The sequence below is a fragment of the Serratia quinivorans genome, assembly GCF_052113645.1.
GTDB lineage: Bacteria > Pseudomonadota > Gammaproteobacteria > Enterobacterales > Enterobacteriaceae > Serratia > Serratia quinivorans_B.
The window spans coordinates 265959-284636 of record NZ_JBIEIU010000008.1; the positions used below are offsets into that span (position 1 = coordinate 265959).

Here is an 18678-nt window from a genome sequence, read left to right on the forward strand (position 1 = left end):
AGCCACGCGAACGTGCGGCGGATCAGGAATGGGTCAAAATAGCGACGGTTGTTCCGGCTGCGGCTCTTCAGGGGGTTTATTGGCTCGCTGCAGGCGCAGGAAGCGTTGGTGGCACAGACGCAGCACGTCCCGTTTTTGCGCATCGCTCATTTGCATCCAGCCAAAGCGCTCCTCGCGGCTGCGCAGGCAACCACGGCAAAAACCTCGATCGTCTGCCTGGCAGATGCCACGACAGGGGCTGGGGATGTCAAAAAACTCAAGCTGCTGCGCCACACGTCCTCCTGCTGTCTCTTGCTAATTGAAGACGCCATCGGCGCCGCTGGCAAGTGACTTTTCGGCATGACGACGAAAATAGTCGCGTAAATACCGCAGCGCCTGACGATTTTTCTCTGGCATGGCCCGCTCAAGCGTCATCGCATGCAGGCGCAAGGGTGCCGGTCGCCATTCGGGCATCAGTTGAATCAACTCACCGCGTTGCAGTTCATCTTCAATTTCATATAAGGGTTGAATCGAGATCCCCAGGGCGCTGCGGGTGAAGGCGCGCATCACGTTCATGCTGTCGCTGATGATCTGCCCTTCCGCCAGACGCAATTTCAGTTGCTGGCCGTTCTGATGATGCAAATCCAGATGCGCACCGCTGAACGCTCCGGTGATCCACCGGTGTTGCACCAAATCTTGCGGCGTCTCCGGCACCCCATGCTGGCTGAGATAGCGCGGTGCCGCACACAGCACCATCGGCCATTCGGCCAACGGGTGGGCGATCATATTGGCGTCTGCCAGTTGGCGGTTGACCCGCAGCGCAATGTCGATGCGCTGATCAATCATATCGACGATCCGGTCGTCAGCCAGCACCTTCAGCGTCAGTTTGGGATGGGCCTGCAACAGCGGCGCCATCGCCTCCGCCAGCGGACGTCCCCCGATGCCAATGGTCGTTGCGATGCGCAGCTCTCCCACCAGAGTATCACGCAACTCCGCAAGCCGCTGTTCGGCCTGCTGCGCCTGAAACAACATGGCCTCACAGCCGGGATAGAAAGCTGCCCCTGCCTCGGTGAGCGCCAAACGGCGCGTGGAACGGTGCAACAACGGCACGCCCAGCGTTTTTTCCAGCGAACGCAGATGCTGGCTGACCGCCGACGGCGTCATCCCCAGTCGCCGGGCGGCGCCGGCCAGCGAACCTTCCGCCACTACGGTGGCGAATACCGCCATTCGATTTAATTTATCCATGATTATGAAGTTTTACTTAATCAAGAAAGCATGAATATGGCACTAATCAACTTCATTGTTAAGTACTACAGTGTAGTTACCCGCTCAGAACACTCTGAGCAGATTGAGAATACTGACCCCATTTCTGACAGGAGCATAACGATGAAAGTAGCCATTATTGGAGCAACAGGTTTTGTTGGCCGTCGCGTACTGGATGAAGCACTGACTCGCGGATTGCAGGTCACGGCGATTGCCCGTCAGCAAAAAGACTTGCCGGACAACGCTAATCTGACCGTAGCTCTGGGCGACGTCGCCGACACCGAATGGCTGGCGAAACAGCTGGCCGGACAGGACGCGGTGATCAGCGCTTATAACCCAGGCTGGGCGGAAGACAATCTGTACGAAAAAACCAACCGGGGCGCACAGCAGATCCTGGACGCGGTAAAAAAAGCCGGCGTTAAACGTCTGTTGGTCGTGGGCGGTGCCGGTAGTCTGGAAGTTGCACCGGGCGTTGAACTGGTGGATACCCCGCAGTTCCCGGAAAATATCCGTCCGGGCGCGCAGGCGGTGCGTGATTTACGCAACAAACTGCGTAATGAAACAGCACTCGACTGGACCTATTTGTCCCCTGCTGCCCTGCTGGAGCCCGGCAAACGCACTGGCCAATTCCGCCTCGGCACCACCAAACTGTTGATGAATGGACAGGCGCCGGCCGGCATCTCCGTCGAAGATCTGTCCGTCGCCATCATCGACGAGATCGAAAAACCCCAGTTCATCAAAGCGCAATTTACCGCCGCCTACTGATCGCATCGCCAGACCGCCCCCCGGTCTGGCGACCCTTCACCTAAACCAAAATTGCCTCCTCCCGCCACCATTCTGAATCTCTAAGGTTTTCTTAAGTTTCATCCTGTAAATTTCAACGCATTACTTACTATCAGGACTTAGATTTGGCAATGTGGTTACGTCAACGCTTACAGTGCAACAGCCTGGGTTTTATCCTCGCCAGCGCCTTGTTCTTCACCCTGTTCCAGAATGCGTTATTCCTTCATAAAGCCTGGTCGTATATCACCTTCGATAACGTCCACAGCGTTATTTTCGCCGCCACCATGCCGGTGGTGATTTTCTGCGCGCTGAATATCATCTTCAGCGTGCTGACCGTGCCTTTCCTGCGCAAACCGCTGATGATTTTCTTCCTGCTCGGCAGCGCGGCCGCCAACTACTTCATGTTCAGCTACGGCGTGGTGATTGACGGCAACATGATGCAGAACGCCTTCGAGACCAACCCACAGGAGGCCACTGCGTTGCTGACGCCACGTATGGGGCTTTGGTTGATGCTGCTCGGTATTCTGCCTGCGGTACTGGTTTGCTTTACCGATATCCGCAAAACTCGCCCATGGTGGTACATGGCCGGGCTGCGCGCCGCCAACGTGATGCTCTCTGTGGTGGTGATCCTGATAATCGCCGCGCTGTTTTATAAGGATTACGCCTCGCTGATCCGCAATAACAAAAGCGTAGTGAAAATGCTGACGCCCTCGAACTTTGTTTCCGGCACCATCAAATTTACTCAGCAGCGTTATTTCACCCACAATCTGCCACTGGTTAAAATCGGTGAAGATGCACGTAAAGGGCCACTGATCGCCGCACAGCAAAAGAAAACGCTGGTGATTTTGGTGGTGGGTGAAACCGCACGCGCCGAGAACTTCTCACTGGGCGGTTACGGTCGCGAAACTAACCCGCGCCTGAAGCAAGACAACGTGACCTACTTTAAAAACGCCAGTTCTTGCGGCACCGAAACCGCGATCTCGGTCCCCTGCATGTTCTCCAACATGCCGCGCAAGGATTACGATGCCACCCTGGCAACCCATCAGGAAGGCATGGTCGACGTGCTGGCGCATGCCGGTATCAACGTGCTGTGGCGTGAAAATGACGGTGGTTGCAAGGGGGCCTGCGATCGCGTGCCGCACGTCGATATGACCAAACTGAAACTGCCGCAGGATTGCGACGGCGATGTGTGCATGGATAACGTGTTGTTGTACAAGCTGAACGACTACATTAACAGCCTGAAAGACGATGGCGTGATCGTGCTGCATCAAATGGGCAGCCACGGGCCAGCCTATTTCCGCCGCAGCACGCCAGAGTTCCAGAAGTTCTCGCCGACCTGCGACAGCAATCAGATCCAGGATTGCACCCATGAGCAGTTGGTCAATACCTATGACAATTCGCTGCTGTATACCGATGCCATGCTGGACGACACCATCAAGCTGCTGCAGCAGTACAGCGACAAGTTCAATACGGCATTGGTGTACCTTTCCGACCACGGTGAGTCGCTGGGCGAAAACGGCATGTATCTGCACGGCACCCCTTATGTCTTCGCCCCAAGCCAGCAAACCCACGTTCCCTTCCTGATGTGGATGTCGGCGGACTACCAGCGCAACTTCAAGATTGATCGCCAGTGCCTGAACAACATGGCGGAGAAGGACGAGGTTTCGCAAGACAATCTGTTCCACACGGTGCTCGGCATGTTGAACGTGCAAACTCGCGAATATCAGTCGCAGTTGGATATTCTGCAGCGCTGCCGCAGCGGGGCATAAAGGCTTAACTTCTTCGCCCCGCTCGGGCAAAATACCTGCCATCGCAACCGGCGTTTTTACGCCGGTCAGATTATTGACAAAGGGGGATAAAAGCGTGGTTTTTCCCCCTTTGTGTTATCAGCCGAAAATCAATAAATTGATTTTCCTGATTTATTTCAAAACCTTTAGCGCCTGCCGCCAAACATTATATGTTTATCAGCAGTCTCACCGGCGTTTTTACGCCGTTTTTTTTATTACTATTGACCTAGACCAATCGGTCTATTATGCTGACAACCATTATGACTAAACATGCGCATTGCCCGACCGACACCCGTGAACATTTGCTCGCCACCGGCGAGACGCTCAGCCTGCGTCTTGGTTTTACCGGCATGGGACTGAGCGAACTGTTGAGCACGGCAGGCGTGCCAAAAGGCTCGTTCTACCACTACTTCCGTTCGAAGGTAGCCTTTGGTGAAGCGATGCTGCAGCGTTATTTCGAGCATTACGATGCGGAAATGGAACGGCTGTTTACCGACGATAAAAGCGATGCGCGCCACCAATTGCTGAGTTATTACGCCCAGGCGATCAGCTACCACTGCCGCAGCGAATGCCACAACGCCTGTCTGGCGGTGAAGCTGTCCGCCGAGGTGAGTGATCTGTCGGAACCGATGCGCCACGCCCTGGAAACGGGGACGGCAAGGGTGATTACTCATCTGCAAGATGCGATTGAGCGCGGGATCCGCGAAGGGTCGCTGTCGATAGCCATGAGCCCGGCAGCAACCGCGGAAACGCTGTATTCGCTGTGGCTTGGCGCTTCGTTACGCGCCAAAATTCGCCGTTCGCTGGCCCCGCTGACCAGCGCGTTGGAAAGTATTGAATTGCTGTTGCGTCCGCCGCAACCCTAAACGAAACACCCTGGCTTTATCGTGACTTGCCCTGAGGGGCAGTTTTATCGCATTACTAGTCGACCGGTCTATTAATATAGGATGCACTATGAAGATTGAAAAGTTGTTCACCCCGCTGAAGGTTGGCGCAGTCACCCTGCCAAACCGTGTATTCATGGCCCCGCTGACGCGTCTGCGCAGCATTGAACCGGGCGATATCCCTACCCCGTTGATGGGAGAATATTATGCTCAACGCGCCAGTGCCGGTCTGATCGTCACTGAAGCCACCCAGATTTCTTTCCAGGCGAAAGGCTATGCCGGCGCACCGGGGCTGCACACTCCGGAGCAGATCGCCGCGTGGAAAAAGATCACCCAGGCGGTGCATGATAAAAATGGTCATATCGCCGTTCAACTGTGGCACGTGGGGCGTATTTCCCACAACAGCCTGCAACCGGGCCAGCAGGCACCGGTCGCCCCTTCTGCGATCAATGCCGACACCCGTACCACCGTGCGCGACGAAACCGGCGCCTGGGTACGAGTGCCAACCTCTACCCCACGTGCGCTGGAAACCGAAGAGATCCCAGGCATCATTAACGATTTCCGTCAGGCAACCGCCAACGCCCGTGAGGCCGGCTTCGACTTTATCGAACTGCACGCGGCGCACGGTTATCTGCTGCACCAGTTTATGGCTCCGGCTTCTAACCAGCGCACCGACCAATACGGCGGCAGCATCGAAAACCGTACCCGTCTGACGCTGGAAGTGGTTGACGCGACCATCGCCGAATGGGGTTCAGAACACATTGGTATCCGCATTTCACCTCTGGGTCCGTTCAACGGCCTGGACAACGGTGAAGATCAGGAAGACGCGGCGCTGTATCTGGTAGAAGAGCTGAACAAGCGCAACATCGCGTTCCTGCACATTTCCGAACCCGACTGGGCCGGCGGCAAGCCTTATTCCGACGCTTTCCGCGATTCGGTACGCGCCCACTTTAAAGGGGTAATTGTCGGTGCCGGTGCTTACACCGCCGAAAAAGCGGAAGAGCTGATCAATAAAGGCTTTATCGACGCGGTCGCCTTTGGTCGCAGCTATATCGCCAACCCGGATCTGGTCGAACGTATCGAGCAGAACGCAGCGCTTAACGAACCACAGGCTGAAACCTTCTACGGCGGTGGCGCTGAAGGCTATACCGATTACCCAACGCTGTAAGTAAGTTAAAAAGCCCGTCGGTATGCCACTGCCGACGGGCTTTTATCGTTTTATCGGCGCCCGGCGGATAACGGCGGCACGTGGAATTTAGCGGACGACCAACGTCCCCCAACGCTCAATCTCTGCGGCATCGATATTATTCATGATCGTCCGAAACCAAACGGTAAATTTCTCAGGGGCATTTTTTAGCTCATGGGTTAATTGCCGAATATCCACCCACAACCAGCTGTGGGCTTCTTCAGGATCCTCTTGAGGTTCACCGTCAAACCTGCCCACGTAAATATGATCGAATTCGTGCTCAATCAAGTCGCCGGGCACCTCGGCACGATAGGTAAAACTCGACACCAGCTGCAGCTCGCTGCAGAAACCCATCTCTTCCTGCAATCGGCGCTGTGCCGCAGCCCGCGTCGGCTCTCCCCAGCGTGGGTGGCCACAGCAGGTGTTGGTCCATAACCCTGCAGAATGGTATTTACCGAAAGCTCGCTGTTGCAGCAGCAGTCGGCCCTGACTGTCAAAGATAAAGATTGAAAACGCCCGGTGCAGCAACCCCTGCTGATGGACCAGGGTTTTGGTTTGCGTGCCCACGGAATTATCATCGGCATCCACCAAAATCAGCATTTCATCCATTAATGATCTCCTTCGGCAGCAGCCATGATCCCCTACGGGTAAAAGCAAAATAGCCCATTAACAAAACTCGTATTTATTACCTGAAACTCTCCACCTGACCCAACATCGCTATCAGTCGGCACGGCTTCTTGCGGTGGCTATAGTACCTATTTCCATCAAGCGTGCGGCAACATACTGTGCGATTGCGACCAAAATGTGACGTTGTCACACAAACATTGACCACCCCACCCTGGCATACATTGAAATCCTTTATGTGGCAACGCTATACTGGATTTTGCTTCAATCCATCCGCCGTTGGCAGCGGCACATCCAATCAGAGGAATTATGCGCTTACTCCATACCATGATCCGCGTCGGTGACCTGCAACGCTCCATCGACTTCTATACCAAGGTATTAGGCATGCGCTTGCTGCGCACCAGCGAGAACCCTGAATACAAATACTCGTTGGCGTTTGTGGGCTATACCGATGAAAGTGAAGGTGCGGTGATTGAACTGACCTATAACTGGGGCACCGACAGCTACGAGATGGGCAGCGCGTTCGGCCATCTGGCGCTGGGTGTCGACGATGTCGCCGCGACCTGTGACAGCATCCGTAACGCCGGCGGTAACGTCACCCGCGAAGCCGGCCCGGTAAAAGGCGGCACCACGGTGATCGCCTTTGTCGAAGATCCGGACGGTTACAAGATCGAACTGATCGAGAATAAACACGCCGGTCATGGCCTCGGCCACTGAGGGTGATTAAGGGCGCTTTCTGCGCCCTTATTTTTATCCGCGTGATAACCGCCTGCAACCGGGCGCAAAATTTGCCATAATGCGCGCTGCATTCGATGAAGATAAGAAACTGATGGCCGAAAAAAGTGATCTTAACGCCCTGAGTGGCCGTTTTCGTGGGTTTTACCCCGTAGTCATAGATATAGAAACTGCCGGATTTAATGCCAAAACCGACGCGCTGCTGGAGATTGCCGCCGTTACGTTAAAAATGGATGAAAATGGCTGGTTGCAGCAGGATGAGACCCTGCACTTCCACGTGGAGCCTTTTGAAGGCGCCAACCTACAGCCGGAAGCGCTGGCCTTTAACGGCATAGACCCAAGTAACCCATTACGCGGTGCGGTCAGTGAGCACGATGCGTTGCACGCTATTTTTAAAGCCGTGCGTAAAGGCATCAAGGATCGTGGCTGTAACCGGGCAATCATTGTGGCGCACAATGCCAATTTCGATCACAGCTTCCTGATGGCTGCCGCAGAACGCGCCAGCCTGAAACGCAACCCTTTCCACCCGTTCGCCACCTTTGATACTGCGGCGTTGAGTGGGCTGGTGCTGGGGCAAACGGTGCTGGCTAAAGCCTGTATCGCCGCCAATATCCCGTTTGACAGTTCCCAGGCGCACTCCGCCCTGTATGACACCGAGCAAACCGCACAGCTGTTTTGCGAGCTGGTAAACCGCTGGAAACGTCTGGGCGGCTGGCCACTGGCGGTCGAAAACACCGACTAACAAAAAAATCGGGCGGCCCAGTTTTCACTGATGCCGCCCGATGTCTTCCAACAATAAAACCGAGCCGGTTATGGCTGCTGGTCTTCCTGCTGTTTGTACTTCTCTGCCGTTTCTTTGATCAGCTGCTGCAGTTCGCCGCGCTGATACATTTCGATGATGATATCGCAGCCGCCGACCAGCTCACCGTCTACCCACAGCTGTGGGAAAGTCGGCCAGTTGGCATATTTCGGCAACTCGGAACGGATGTCCGGGTTCTGCAGAATATCAACGTAGGCAAAGCGTTCGCCACAGGCAGACAGCGCCTGCACGGCTTGCGCAGAGAAACCGCAGTTTGGCAATTTCGGTGAACCTTTCATGTACAGCAGAATAGGGTTCTCAGTGATCTGGTGCTGAATTTTTTCAATCGTCGTCGTCATTGTATTGCTTCCTCAAGCCAAATCTCATGGCTACAACATGCATCACACCGGCCATTGTAGCGGCTGGAACAGTCGCAAGAAAACGCCATCTTTTGCAAGGGCATTTCCCCGTAGTCAGTCGCGTCTTACCGGCAACGCCTTTCCGGTTAAAACATATGCGCAGAATAACATTTTTAATCTGGCCATTTCACTAATATATTTTTCCATCAAAATAGAGCCTTTAATAATCCTGTCGAGGGCGACTGTGGTTTTTTTATACACCAGCGGTTTGATTTTTCAGCAAAAAAAATGCTATTAACGTTTTCTCACAATATGGATTATCATTTATGAGTTCTTCGCTGTTTTATATGGCGAAATTCGGGAATACTGTCCTTCTTTCGATATCTGTTCCGGGGCCAAGGTTGGTAACGTCGACATGCGTTTAATTCTTACGCTTTTTGTGCTGTTGTTTACACAGCTATTCTTCAATCTGGCGCATGCTGCGCCACAGGCGCGTATTGCCGCCGAGCAACGCAAAAGCCATGTCAACGAAGCTCGGCCAGATGACCGCAAAAAAAAGAAAGCGGTAAAAGCCAGCAAAAAAGCGAAAACCACCACCCCGCAAAAAACCGCTAAGGTTTCCAAAGCCAAAACGGAAAAAACCGCTAAAAAGATCGTTAGCGCCAAATCGAAAAGCAAAACCCAGAAAATAGCCAAAATTAAAGTCACCCCACCGAAAAAGGGTTACAAAAAAGGCTATGGTCGCCACCGCGAAACCGGTATGGCTACCGCGAAACTGGTTCGTGACGATAAACCGCTGAAACTGACCCCGGCGCATAAAAAACGTTACCAGCACGCCAAGCAAACCGCGATGGCCAAGCTGATGAACCAAATGGGCAAACCTTACCGTTGGGGCGGCACTTCGCCAAGAACCGGTTTCGACTGCAGCGGCCTGATTTATTACGCCTATAAAGACGTGGTGAAAATCAAAATGCCGCGCACCGCCAACGAAATGTATCACCTGCGAGATGCTGCGCCGATCAAGAGAAGCGAACTGGAAAGCGGTGACCTGGTGTTCTTCCGCATTAATAACCGCGGCGTGGCAGACCATGTAGGCGTTTATCTGGGCAACGGCAAATTTATTCAGTCACCGCGTACCGGTGAAGAAATTCGTATCAGCCAGCTCGACAATGACTACTGGCAAAACCATTACATCGGCGCCCGCCGTGTAGTAACACCGAAAACCATTCGATAATTTCTTTGGCGGCTGGCTTGCCCAGCCGCTCTCCCCTGACTGATTTGCCTGGCTGTCCCTAAAGCACCCAATCCTTTAGCCCGTCCCCCCTGTATTTCATCACGAAAATTGCTAAGCTGAATACCCACAATAAAAACAGGTCAATTTAAAGTCCGTTGCTTTAGCGGCGAGTTGATACTGTACAAGGAGGAAGCAATGTCGTTTGAACTGCCCGCACTACCTTATGAAAAAAACGCCCTCGAACCGCACATTTCGGCAGAAACCCTGGAATACCACTACGGCAAGCATCACAACGCCTACGTGGTCAACCTGAACAATTTGCTGAAAGGCAGCGAGTTTGAAGGATCATCCCTTGAGGCGATCATCAAGGCCTCCAGCGACGGTATCTTCAATAATGCCGCTCAGGTATGGAACCACACCTTCTATTGGCACTGCCTGTCACCTCAGGGCGGCGGGGAGCCTCAGGGCAAATTGGCGGCGGCGATTGACCAGGCTTTTGGTTCCTTTGCCGTCTTCCGGGAACAATTTGGCGACGCAGCCGTAAAAAACTTCGGCGCCGGCTGGACCTGGCTGGTGAAAAAGCCTGACGGCTCGCTGGCGATTGTCAACACGTCGAACGCAGGCACGCCGCTGACCGGTGAAGACAAACCGCTGCTGACCGTCGACGTTTGGGAACACGCTTACTACATTGATTACCGCAACGCGCGACCAACCTACCTGGAAAATTTCTGGGCGCTGGTTAACTGGACATTTGTAGAGAAAAATCTGGCGTAACGCGGGGAAAACACGACAGGCGCAGCGGGCTGCGCCTGTTTTAACCGAGAGGGATCAGTTCAATGCGGCAGTGAAGCTGAAAGCAATAATCACGGCCAGAGCACACAGGGTGGTAAACAGTGACATTTTCAGATCGGTATCCATTACAACTCCTTTTCAGATTGGTTTTCCCAAGGGTAAAAGGCACACAATTAATGCGTCAAACCATTTTCACACAGTTGGCCAATAAAATCTTGTTATCATTTCCCGGTTTATAATACCGATTACCTCTTCCACTTTTGCTCAATATGGGACAAAATTCGCAGTTCACAACTGTGTACCGGCAAAAATGCCCCTCCTGACCAAGCGCTGACGACTTCAACACACTAAAAACTCAGTTTTCGCTTCTTTGGAGAAGGATCTACGCAGGCAAACGATTAACATCACACTTACATGCTGCAACATGTGAGTTCAGGAGTCATTCTTTACATGGCAACGATTAAAGATGTGGCCAAACGCGCTGGCGTTTCCACCACCACCGTTTCGCACGTCATCAATAAGACTCGTTTCGTCGCCGAAGAAACTAAAGCGGCCGTAGGCGCCGCGATCAAAGAGCTGCACTATTCACCCAGCGCCGTGGCGCGCAGCCTGAAGGTCAATCACACCAAATCGATTGGCCTGCTGGCCACCTCGAGCGAAGCGCCCTATTTTGCCGAAGTGATCGAAGCGGTTGAAAACAGCTGCTACAGCAAAGGCTATACGCTGATCCTGTGCAACTCGCATAACAATCTCGACAAGCAGCGCGCCTATCTGGCGATGCTGGCGCAAAAGCGCGTCGATGGCCTGCTGGTCATGTGTTCGGAATACCCGGACCAACTGCTCGGCATGCTGGAAGACTATCGCAACATCCCGATGGTGGTGATGGATTGGGGCGCCGCACGCGGTGACTTCACCGACACCATTATTGATAACGCCTTCGAAGGCGGCTATCTGGCCGGACGTTATCTGATCGAACGCGGCCATCGCGATATCGGTGCCATTCCAGGCCAACTGGCACGCAATACCGGCGGCGGTCGCCACCAGGGCTTTTTAAAGGCCATGGAAGAAGCCAATATCGACGTGCGCGAAGAGTGGATTGTTCAGGGCGACTTTGAGCCGGAATCCGGTTACAAGGCCATGCACCAGATCTTGTCACAGAAGCAACGCCCGACCGCCGTGTTCTGCGGTGGCGATATCATGGCGATGGGGGCAATCTGCGCCGCCGATGAGCTTGGTCTGCGCGTTCCGCAGGACATTTCGGTCATTGGCTACGATAACGTACGAAATGCCCGCTACTTCACCCCGGCGCTGACCACCATCCATCAACCCAAAGAGCGTTTGGGTGAGATGGCATTCACTATGCTGCTGGATCGCATCATCAGCAAGCGCGAAGAGTCGCAGGTGATTGAAGTCCATCCCAAGCTGGTTGAGCGCCGTTCGGTCGCTGACGGTCCGTTCATCGATTATCGTCGCTAATCACCCACGCCGGAAACCTTCGCAGTTTCCGGCGTCACTCCTCGCTCAACCACTCCTGATTCAAGGTTTCACTGTCCCCCAGATAGTCCAGCAGCCAGGCCATCGCCGGTGAAGGGGTATTTTGCTGCCAGGTCAGACAACAAGGGCTGGCGGGAAACGGCCGTTGCAGCTGTAACGCCACCAGCTCCCCACGCTGCACCAACGGTAACACCCGATGTGCCGGCATCATGCCAACGCACAGCCCGGCACACAGGCAGTCCACCGCCGAGGCCCAGTCAGGCACCACCAGTCGTCGTTGGTTGTCCAGCGTCCAGGTCACCCGTTTAGGCAGATTGCGCGAGGTATCCTCCAGGCACAGCGACGGAAAAGGCCGAAGTTGGTCATCGTCTAGCAACCCCTCCAGGGCTGCCAGCGGATGTTGCGGACTGGCCACGCATAACCAGCGCATATCCCCCATATCGCGAAAGGCAAAGCCGCCACCGACCGGCACCGCCCGTGTCGCGCCAATCGCCATATCGGCGCGGCCATCCACCAGTGCATCCCACACGCCGTTAAACACTTCCGGCTGAACCAACAATTCGACGTCGGGGAAATGACGGTAAAAATCCAACACCAGCTGGCGGCTGCGCTGGGGCTTAACGATGATATCCACCGCAATTTTCAACTGACCGCGCCAGCCGTTGGCTACCTGTTGGCACTGTCGGCGGGTGTCGAGCATTTTTTTGATGACAGTGCGCGCATCCTGAATAAACAGTACCCCGGCCGGGGTCAGTTCCACGTCGCGATGACGTCGTTCAAACAGCGGCACCGCCAGCCATTGTTCCAATTGTCGTACCGTATAGCTTATCGCCGACGGGACCCGGTGCAGTTCCTGCGCCGCTGCGCTGAAGCTGCCGGTACGGGCCACCGCATCCACTACATCAAGAGAATATTCAGACCACATGGCTTTGCCTTCAATTTTTTTAACAGCACCTCGCAAATATTACCGTTTCACAAGCAGAGATCCAGCCGGATACACTTGCCGGCGCTAAAAACCTGCGACAATAAAATATTAACGAGAAATACCATGCGAAATTCCTTTGGTTTTATGTTCTATCTTGCCGGCCTGAGCATGCTGGGTTATCTGGCCACCGACATGTACCTGCCCGCCTTCGGCATGATGCAGCAAGATCTGCAGATTTCCGCCGGGGCGATCAGCGCCAGCCTGAGTATTTTCCTGGCCGGCTTTGCCTTTGCTCAGCTGCTTTGGGGCCCGCTTTCCGACCACCTCGGCCGTAAACCTGTCCTGCTGATTGGCCTGGCGCTGTTTGCCCTCGGCTGCCTTGGCATGCTGTGGGTGCAGAATGCCGTGCAACTGTGGTCGCTGCGCTTTATCCAGGCGATTGGGGTGTGTTCCGCCGCCGTGACCTGGCAGGCGTTGGTAATTGACCGCTACCGTGAAGGCAAGGCCAACCGTGTGTTCGCCACCATTATGCCGCTGGTCGCACTTTCGCCGGCGTTGGCGCCGTTGGTCGGGGCCTGGTTGCTGAACCATATGGGCTGGCGCGCCATTTTTGCCGTGCTGCTGGGCATCACCGTCATTTTGTTGCTGCCAACGTTGCTGCTGAAAGAAAGCGCCAAACCGACAGCGTCCGCCAATCAGAAAAGCAGCCTCAGCTTCCTGCAGTTGCTGAAATCACGCATCTTCAGCGGCAACGTCATGATCTTTGCCGCCTGTTCTGCCGGCTTCTTCGCCTGGCTGACCGGTTCGCCGTTTATTCTGGGCGATATGGGTTATAGCCCGAATGACATCGGGCTGAGCTATGTGCCACAGACACTGGCTTTCTTATTAGGGGGTTATGGCTGCCGTACCGCGTTAAACCGCATGAATGGCAACACCTTGTTGCCGTGGCTGCTGGTAGTTTATGGCATCAGTATGGTGGCGTTATACCTGGTCGCCACCATGACCGAACCGACACTCACTACGCTGCTGATCCCGTTCTGTGTGATGGCGCTGGTTAACGGAGCCATTTACCCTATCGTTGTAGCGAATGCGTTGACCCCGTTCCCGGAAGGCACCGGCAAAGCCGCCGCCTTGCAAAACACGCTGCAACTGGGTCTGTGTTTCGTCGCCAGTATGCTGGTTTCAGCATTCATTGCCCAACCGCTGTTGGCAACGGTGACGGTGATGGTTTCAACGGTGGTATTGGCCGCGTTGGGCTATATTTTGCAGCGGAGAAAAGTGATCGATGACCCACAGGTGGCACGACAGGAACATGCTAACCCTGCGTCATAATTACCAGGATTAATAGTTACTTAAAGAATATTTTTGCCGAGTGCGATTTACTGTTGAGTAAGCGCCTCGGCAAGCCTATACTCAAAACGACCTTTTAAAATAACACTTTTATAATTCCTTTATTACACATTGCTGTTGTGTACGCGTATGGCGTCACACTTTTTTTAAGGATTGTCTTTCCCGCGTCTCTTACGCTGGAACCTTCTTAAAATTTTCCTCTGTTCATAGTCGGATATCAGACGCCACGGGACTTTTTACCGTAGGTAAACGTATGCACCCGCAGAATTTGTCTAAGCTATTTTTTGACGGGTCATAAGTCAGAAGAAGGTGATGGAGAAGCTATGAGTTCATCGTGTATAGAAGATGTGAGCATCCAGGACAACCAATGGTACCGTATCGCTCATGAAATGCTCAGCATGGCCGGTATTGAAATAAACGGCTCGCGCCCTTTCGATATTCAGGTTAAAAACCCCGATTTTTTTAAACGCGTGCTGCAAGAAGGTTCTCTCGGCCTGGGCGAAAGCTATATGGACGGCTGGTGGGAATGTGATCGGCTGGATATATTCTTTCATCACGTGGTGCGCGCCGGGCTGGAAAAGAAACTGCCCCGCCATCTCAAAGATACCCTGCGTATTGCCGCCGCGCGATTAACCAATCTGCAATCGAAGAAACGCGCCTGGATAGTCGGCAAGGAACATTACGATCTGGGAAACGATCTTTTTACCCTGATGCTCGATCCTTATATGCAATATTCCTGTGCCTATTGGAACGAAGCGACCACGCTGGAAGAAGCGCAGGAAGCCAAGCTGCGGATGATTTGCGAAAAACTGCAGCTGCAGCCGGGCATGAACTTGCTGGATATTGGCTGTGGTTGGGGCGGGCTTTCTGCTTACGCCGCGAAAAACTACGGCGTTTCGGTGGTGGGTGTGACCATTTCCGCCGAGCAGCAAAAGCTGGCGCAGGAGCGCTGTGCCGGGCTGGACGTCGATATTCTGCTGCAGGACTACCGCGATTTGCATCTGCAATTTGACCGCATTGTGTCTGTCGGCATGTTTGAGCACGTCGGCCCGAAAAATTACCGCACCTACTTCAACGTGGTGGAACGTAATTTAAAACCGGATGGCCTATTCCTGCTGCACACCATTGGCTCGAATCGGACAGATATGAATGTTGACCCGTGGATCAACAAATATATCTTCCCGAATGGCTGCCTGCCGTCGGTTGCCCATATTGCCCAGGCCAGCGAAGGACATTTCGTGATGGAAGATTGGCATAACATTGGCGCTGATTACGATCGCACGCTGATGGTGTGGTACGAACGATTCAAAGAGGCATGGCCGCAGCTGTCCCAGCGTTATTCGGATCGTTTCGAGCGTATGTTCAGTTATTATCTGAACGCCTGCGCCGGGGCGTTTCGTGCCCGCGATATTCAACTGTGGCAGGTGGTATTCAGCCCGAAAGGCGTTGAAGGCGGCATCCGCGTGACGCGTTAATTATCCTGCAACGTAAACGACTATACCCTATGGATTTCGAGTTGCAGCTAGGCGCCCAGCTCGCTCATCCCCAGGCGCTTACTTGAGTAAGTAACTGGGGTGAGCGAGTGCAGGTAACAACGCTGCGACTCGAAAGACGACGGGTATATTAGCCGCAATACACGCGGATGATTTTATCCTCGCTGTCGCCCAGGAAATTCAGGCGACGCAGGTTGAAGTCCATCGTGACCGCCGAGTTATAAGGAATAGCGCGCACCTGCGATTCAATCTGTACGCCATCCAGTGACGACATCGGTTTGCCGACGTAGTTCTGGTATTGCGCCGCGCCGCAGGTATCATTATCTGCATCGACTGCCGGGTTGGCCGCGCCTTGCTCAGGCGAACTGCTACAAGCACTCAGCGCCAGCAGCGCCGTTAACATCAACGTTTTCCCATAAAACTTCACGCGATTGCTCCTCTTTGGTTTGTCGTTCGTCAGATCTTCTGCGCCGGCGCGCTCGCCGCCGCTATTGCCGCTTCGCGGCTTGCCAACACCCGCTCAACGGTATCTACCACCGCCTGCGTTTGCGGATCGATCTCAATATTCACCTTGTCGCCCAGGCGTTTTTTGCCCAGCGTGGTGCGTTCCAGCGTTTCCGGGATCAAATGCACGCAAAAACGGTTATTCACCACTTCACCGATGGTCAGGCTAATTCCGTCAATACCGATAAAACCTTTGTGCAGAACGTATTTCATCAGTTCCGCATCCGGCATACGCAACCACACCTGACGATTATTCTCGGAGGTATAAATCTTGGCAACCTCCGCCGTGCAGATAATATGGCCGGACATCAGATGACCGCCAATTTCATCATTAAACCTGGCCGCCCTTTCGATGTTAACCACATCGCCCAAAGCCAGTTCACCAAGGTTGGTCAGGCGCAGCGTTTCTTTGATCAGATCAAAGCTGACGCGGTTACCCTCGACCGCCGTGACGGTCAGGCAACAGCCGTTATGCGCCACAGACGCGCCAAGCTCCAGCCCTGGCAACAGCTCGGTGGGCATTTCTATGACGTGCGTGCGGAAGTTGGATTTTTCATCAATGGCGACCAGCGGCGCGGTGCCTTGTACGATACCGGTGAACATGTGAGCCTCTTCTTGCTGAATATGTTTAAAACGCCTGGAGGCAGTTTGCCCCAGTTGGCGAGGAAAACCAAACCCGGGGCGACAAAAAATCTGTACCTGCGCATTTAATAACTATTTCATCACAGCATTTGCTTAACCCCACCGAGCGGGTACAATCTTTTTGAGAAAATTCCGCTATTTTTAATTGTTGTCCTTTCGCGACGACCCTCCCCTTCATCATAAATAATAGAAAAGGTGTATGCGTGCAGAAGTATTTCATTGAAGCGCGTAGTTTATTGGCCCTCGCAATTCCGGTAATCATCGCGCAAATATCACAAACCGCCATGGGCGTGGTTGATACCATTATGGCCGGCGCGTACAGCGCCACTGATATGGCGGCAGTCGCTGTCGGTACCTCTATTTGGCTGCCGGCCATCCTGTTCGGCCACGGTCTGCTGTTGGCGCTGACCCCGGTGATCGCGCAGCTTAACGGCGCGGGCCGACGCGATCGCATCGCTCATCAGGTGCGTCAGGGCTTTTGGCTGGCGGCAGCGGTCTCACTGCTGGTGATTATCGTGCTGTATAACAGCAAGTTCGTCATCGACATGATGCACAGTATCGACCCGCAATTGGCGGACAAAGCCGTGGGCTATCTGCATGCCATCATGTGGGGCGCACCGGGCTATCTGTTCTTCCAGGTGCTGCGCGGCCAGTGTGAAGGGTTGTCGAAAACCAAACCGGGCATGGTGATTGGTTTCCTCGGTCTGCTGGTGAATATCCCGATTAACTATATCTTTATCTACGGCAAGTTCGGCATGCCGGAACTGGGCGGCGTCGGTTGCGGCGTGGCGACCGGCAGCGTCTACTGGTTTATGTTCCTGGCGATGCGTTGGTATGTAAAACGTGCACCTTCACAACGCGATATTTTGCCGCACGAAGGCAGCAGCGTACGACCTGACTGGCCGGCCATAAGACGCCTGTTCGGTATCGGTCTGCCGGTCGCATTGGCGCTGTTTTTTGAAGTCACGCTGTTCGCCGTCGTCGCCCTGCTGGTGTCGCCCTTGGGCATCGTTTCCGTGGCCGGGCACCAGATTGCACTGAACTTCAGCGCGCTGATGTTCGTATTGCCTCTGTCGCTGGGCGTCAGCGCGACGATTCGCGTTGGCTATCGGTTGGGCGAAGGCTCGGTCGAAGGTGCGCGGATTGCCGCCTACGCGGCCATCGGCGTCGGTATTCTGATGGCTTGTTGCACCGCGCTGTTTACCGCCACCTTCCGCGAACAAATTGCCCTGCTGTACAACGACAGTCCGGCGGTGGTGGCCATGGCGTCGCAACTGATGCTGTTGGCGGCAATCTACCAGATCTCCGACTCTATTCAGGTGATCGGCAGTGGTGTGCTTCGCGGCTATAAAGACACCCGGTCGATTTTCTTCATCACCTTTATCGCCTATTGGGTGCTGGGGTTGCCGAGCGGTTATCTGTTGGCGCTGACCGACATCATCGTACCGGCCATGGGGCCAAGCGGCTTCTGGATTGGGTTTATCATCGGCCTGACCTTCGCCGCCATCATGATGGCCCTGCGCATGCGCTGGCTGCAAAAACAGCCCGCCGCGCTGATCATGCAGCGCTCTACCCGCTAAGTCTGGCCACCGGCGGGTTACGCCGACCGGTGGCTTCATCGGCATGGATTGCGGAAAAAACCGCCGCACTGCACACAAGCGCAGCAATCGCGTGAAATACCGGATAAAATTACGTTTTTCTCCTTGCCAGCACGCGGGTAGCTCGTTAATATTCGTCCCCGCTGTCAGCCATGACAGACAGGAAAAGATGCGTCCGTAGCTCAGTTGGTTAGAGCACCACCTTGACATGGTGGGGGTCGGTGGTTCGAGTCCACTCGGACGCACC

At 54.3% G+C, this 18678-nt stretch carries 20 protein-coding genes and 1 tRNA gene; 13 read left to right on the plus strand and 8 right to left on the minus strand.

Translation table 11 applies throughout. The annotated features are described in order from the left end of the window. Positions 1-33: 33 nt before the first annotated feature. Entirely contained in the window at positions 34-273 is a 240-nt protein-coding gene (locus ACGS9J_RS16615; RefSeq protein ID WP_442231963.1) for a DUF1289 domain-containing protein, read from the minus strand. Between the two features lie 21 nt (positions 274-294). Next, positions 295-1224, minus strand: coding sequence for a LysR substrate-binding domain-containing protein (locus ACGS9J_RS16620; protein WP_442231964.1), 930 nt, complete (start codon positions 1222-1224; stop codon positions 295-297). A gap of 141 nt (positions 1225-1365) precedes the next feature. On the opposite strand from ACGS9J_RS16620, the gene ACGS9J_RS16625 reads away from it, so the two are divergent. The 4 genes from ACGS9J_RS16625 (at position 1366) to ACGS9J_RS16640 (ending at position 5864) form a co-directional block, all read left to right on the plus strand. After that, positions 1366-2007: an NAD(P)-dependent oxidoreductase gene (locus tag ACGS9J_RS16625; protein WP_442231965.1), complete on the plus strand. Its 642-nt coding sequence runs from the start codon at positions 1366-1368 to the stop codon at positions 2005-2007. A gap of 149 nt (positions 2008-2156) precedes the next feature. Next, the gene (gene eptA / locus ACGS9J_RS16630; RefSeq protein ID WP_442231966.1) at positions 2157-3794 is read left to right on the plus strand and encodes a phosphoethanolamine transferase EptA; all 1638 of its coding nucleotides are present in this window, start codon (positions 2157-2159) and stop codon (positions 3792-3794) included. A 263-nt stretch (positions 3795-4057) separates the two neighbouring features. Then, positions 4058-4678, plus strand: a complete 621-nt coding sequence (locus ACGS9J_RS16635; RefSeq protein ID WP_442231967.1) for a TetR/AcrR family transcriptional regulator — start codon at positions 4058-4060, stop codon at positions 4676-4678. 88 nt (positions 4679-4766) lie between these two features. Further along, entirely contained in the window at positions 4767-5864 is a 1098-nt protein-coding gene (locus ACGS9J_RS16640; protein ID WP_442231968.1) for an alkene reductase, read from the plus strand. An 87-nt stretch (positions 5865-5951) separates the two neighbouring features. Here the strand turns inward: ACGS9J_RS16640 and idi are convergent, their stop codons facing one another. After that, positions 5952-6491, minus strand: coding sequence for an isopentenyl-diphosphate Delta-isomerase (idi, locus tag ACGS9J_RS16645; RefSeq protein WP_442231969.1), 540 nt, complete (start codon positions 6489-6491; stop codon positions 5952-5954). Positions 6492-6815: 324 nt separating this feature from the next. Between idi and gloA the strand changes: the two genes are divergently transcribed. Both gloA and rnt read left to right on the plus strand, forming a co-directional pair. Continuing rightward, complete coding sequence (gene gloA, locus ACGS9J_RS16650; protein WP_442231970.1) at positions 6816-7223, plus strand: lactoylglutathione lyase; 408 nt, start codon at positions 6816-6818, stop codon at positions 7221-7223. Between the two features lie 79 nt (positions 7224-7302). After that, a complete protein-coding gene (gene rnt, locus ACGS9J_RS16655) occupies positions 7303-7983 on the plus strand; it encodes a ribonuclease T (RefSeq protein ID WP_442231971.1) in 681 nt (226 codons plus the stop codon). Between the two features lie 68 nt (positions 7984-8051). Here rnt and ACGS9J_RS16660 read toward each other — a convergent pair whose 3' ends face one another. After that, entirely contained in the window at positions 8052-8399 is a 348-nt protein-coding gene (locus ACGS9J_RS16660) for a Grx4 family monothiol glutaredoxin (RefSeq protein ID WP_153860640.1), read from the minus strand. A 415-nt stretch (positions 8400-8814) separates the two neighbouring features. Between ACGS9J_RS16660 and ACGS9J_RS16665 the strand changes: the two genes are divergently transcribed. Further along, positions 8815-9633, plus strand: coding sequence for a C40 family peptidase (locus ACGS9J_RS16665; RefSeq protein ID WP_442231972.1), 819 nt, complete (start codon positions 8815-8817; stop codon positions 9631-9633). Between the two features lie 195 nt (positions 9634-9828). Further along, positions 9829-10407 carry a superoxide dismutase [Fe] gene (gene sodB, locus ACGS9J_RS16670; protein WP_442231973.1) on the plus strand — a complete coding sequence of 193 codons (579 nt, stop codon included), beginning with the start codon at positions 9829-9831 and terminating at the stop codon, positions 10405-10407. Between the two features lie 54 nt (positions 10408-10461). Here sodB and cydH read toward each other — a convergent pair whose 3' ends face one another. Beyond that, positions 10462-10551, minus strand: coding sequence for a cytochrome bd-I oxidase subunit CydH (gene cydH, locus ACGS9J_RS16675; RefSeq protein ID WP_095097282.1), 90 nt, complete (start codon positions 10549-10551; stop codon positions 10462-10464). A gap of 324 nt (positions 10552-10875) precedes the next feature. Between cydH and purR the strand changes: the two genes are divergently transcribed. Beyond that, positions 10876-11901, plus strand: coding sequence for an HTH-type transcriptional repressor PurR (purR, locus tag ACGS9J_RS16680; protein ID WP_020826669.1), 1026 nt, complete (start codon positions 10876-10878; stop codon positions 11899-11901). A 34-nt stretch (positions 11902-11935) separates the two neighbouring features. Here the strand turns inward: purR and punR are convergent, their stop codons facing one another. Further along, positions 11936-12844 carry a DNA-binding transcriptional activator PunR gene (gene punR / locus ACGS9J_RS16685; protein ID WP_442231974.1) on the minus strand — a complete coding sequence of 303 codons (909 nt, stop codon included), beginning with the start codon at positions 12842-12844 and terminating at the stop codon, positions 11936-11938. 123 nt (positions 12845-12967) lie between these two features. Here punR and punC point away from each other — a divergent pair, with 123 nt between their 5' ends. Both punC and cfa read left to right on the plus strand, forming a co-directional pair. Then, positions 12968-14176 (plus strand): purine nucleoside transporter PunC, encoded by a 1209-nt coding sequence (gene punC / locus ACGS9J_RS16690; protein WP_442231975.1) that lies wholly within the window; start codon positions 12968-12970, stop codon positions 14174-14176. Between the two features lie 341 nt (positions 14177-14517). Beyond that, a complete protein-coding gene (gene cfa, locus ACGS9J_RS16695; protein ID WP_442231976.1) occupies positions 14518-15669 on the plus strand; it encodes a cyclopropane fatty acyl phospholipid synthase in 1152 nt (383 codons plus the stop codon). A gap of 148 nt (positions 15670-15817) precedes the next feature. On the opposite strand, the gene ACGS9J_RS16700 is transcribed toward cfa, so the two are convergent. Further along, positions 15818-16114: an I78 family peptidase inhibitor gene (locus ACGS9J_RS16700; protein ID WP_442231977.1), complete on the minus strand. Its 297-nt coding sequence runs from the start codon at positions 16112-16114 to the stop codon at positions 15818-15820. Positions 16115-16143: 29 nt separating this feature from the next. Continuing rightward, positions 16144-16794, minus strand: a complete 651-nt coding sequence (locus ACGS9J_RS16705) for a riboflavin synthase subunit alpha (protein ID WP_442231978.1) — start codon at positions 16792-16794, stop codon at positions 16144-16146. 242 nt (positions 16795-17036) lie between these two features. On the opposite strand from ACGS9J_RS16705, the gene ACGS9J_RS16710 reads away from it, so the two are divergent. Then, positions 17037-18413 (plus strand): MATE family efflux transporter, encoded by a 1377-nt coding sequence (locus ACGS9J_RS16710; protein WP_442231979.1) that lies wholly within the window; start codon positions 17037-17039, stop codon positions 18411-18413. Between the two features lie 189 nt (positions 18414-18602). Next, positions 18603-18676 (plus strand) — tRNA-Val (locus ACGS9J_RS16715). Positions 18677-18678 lie beyond the last annotated feature (2 nt).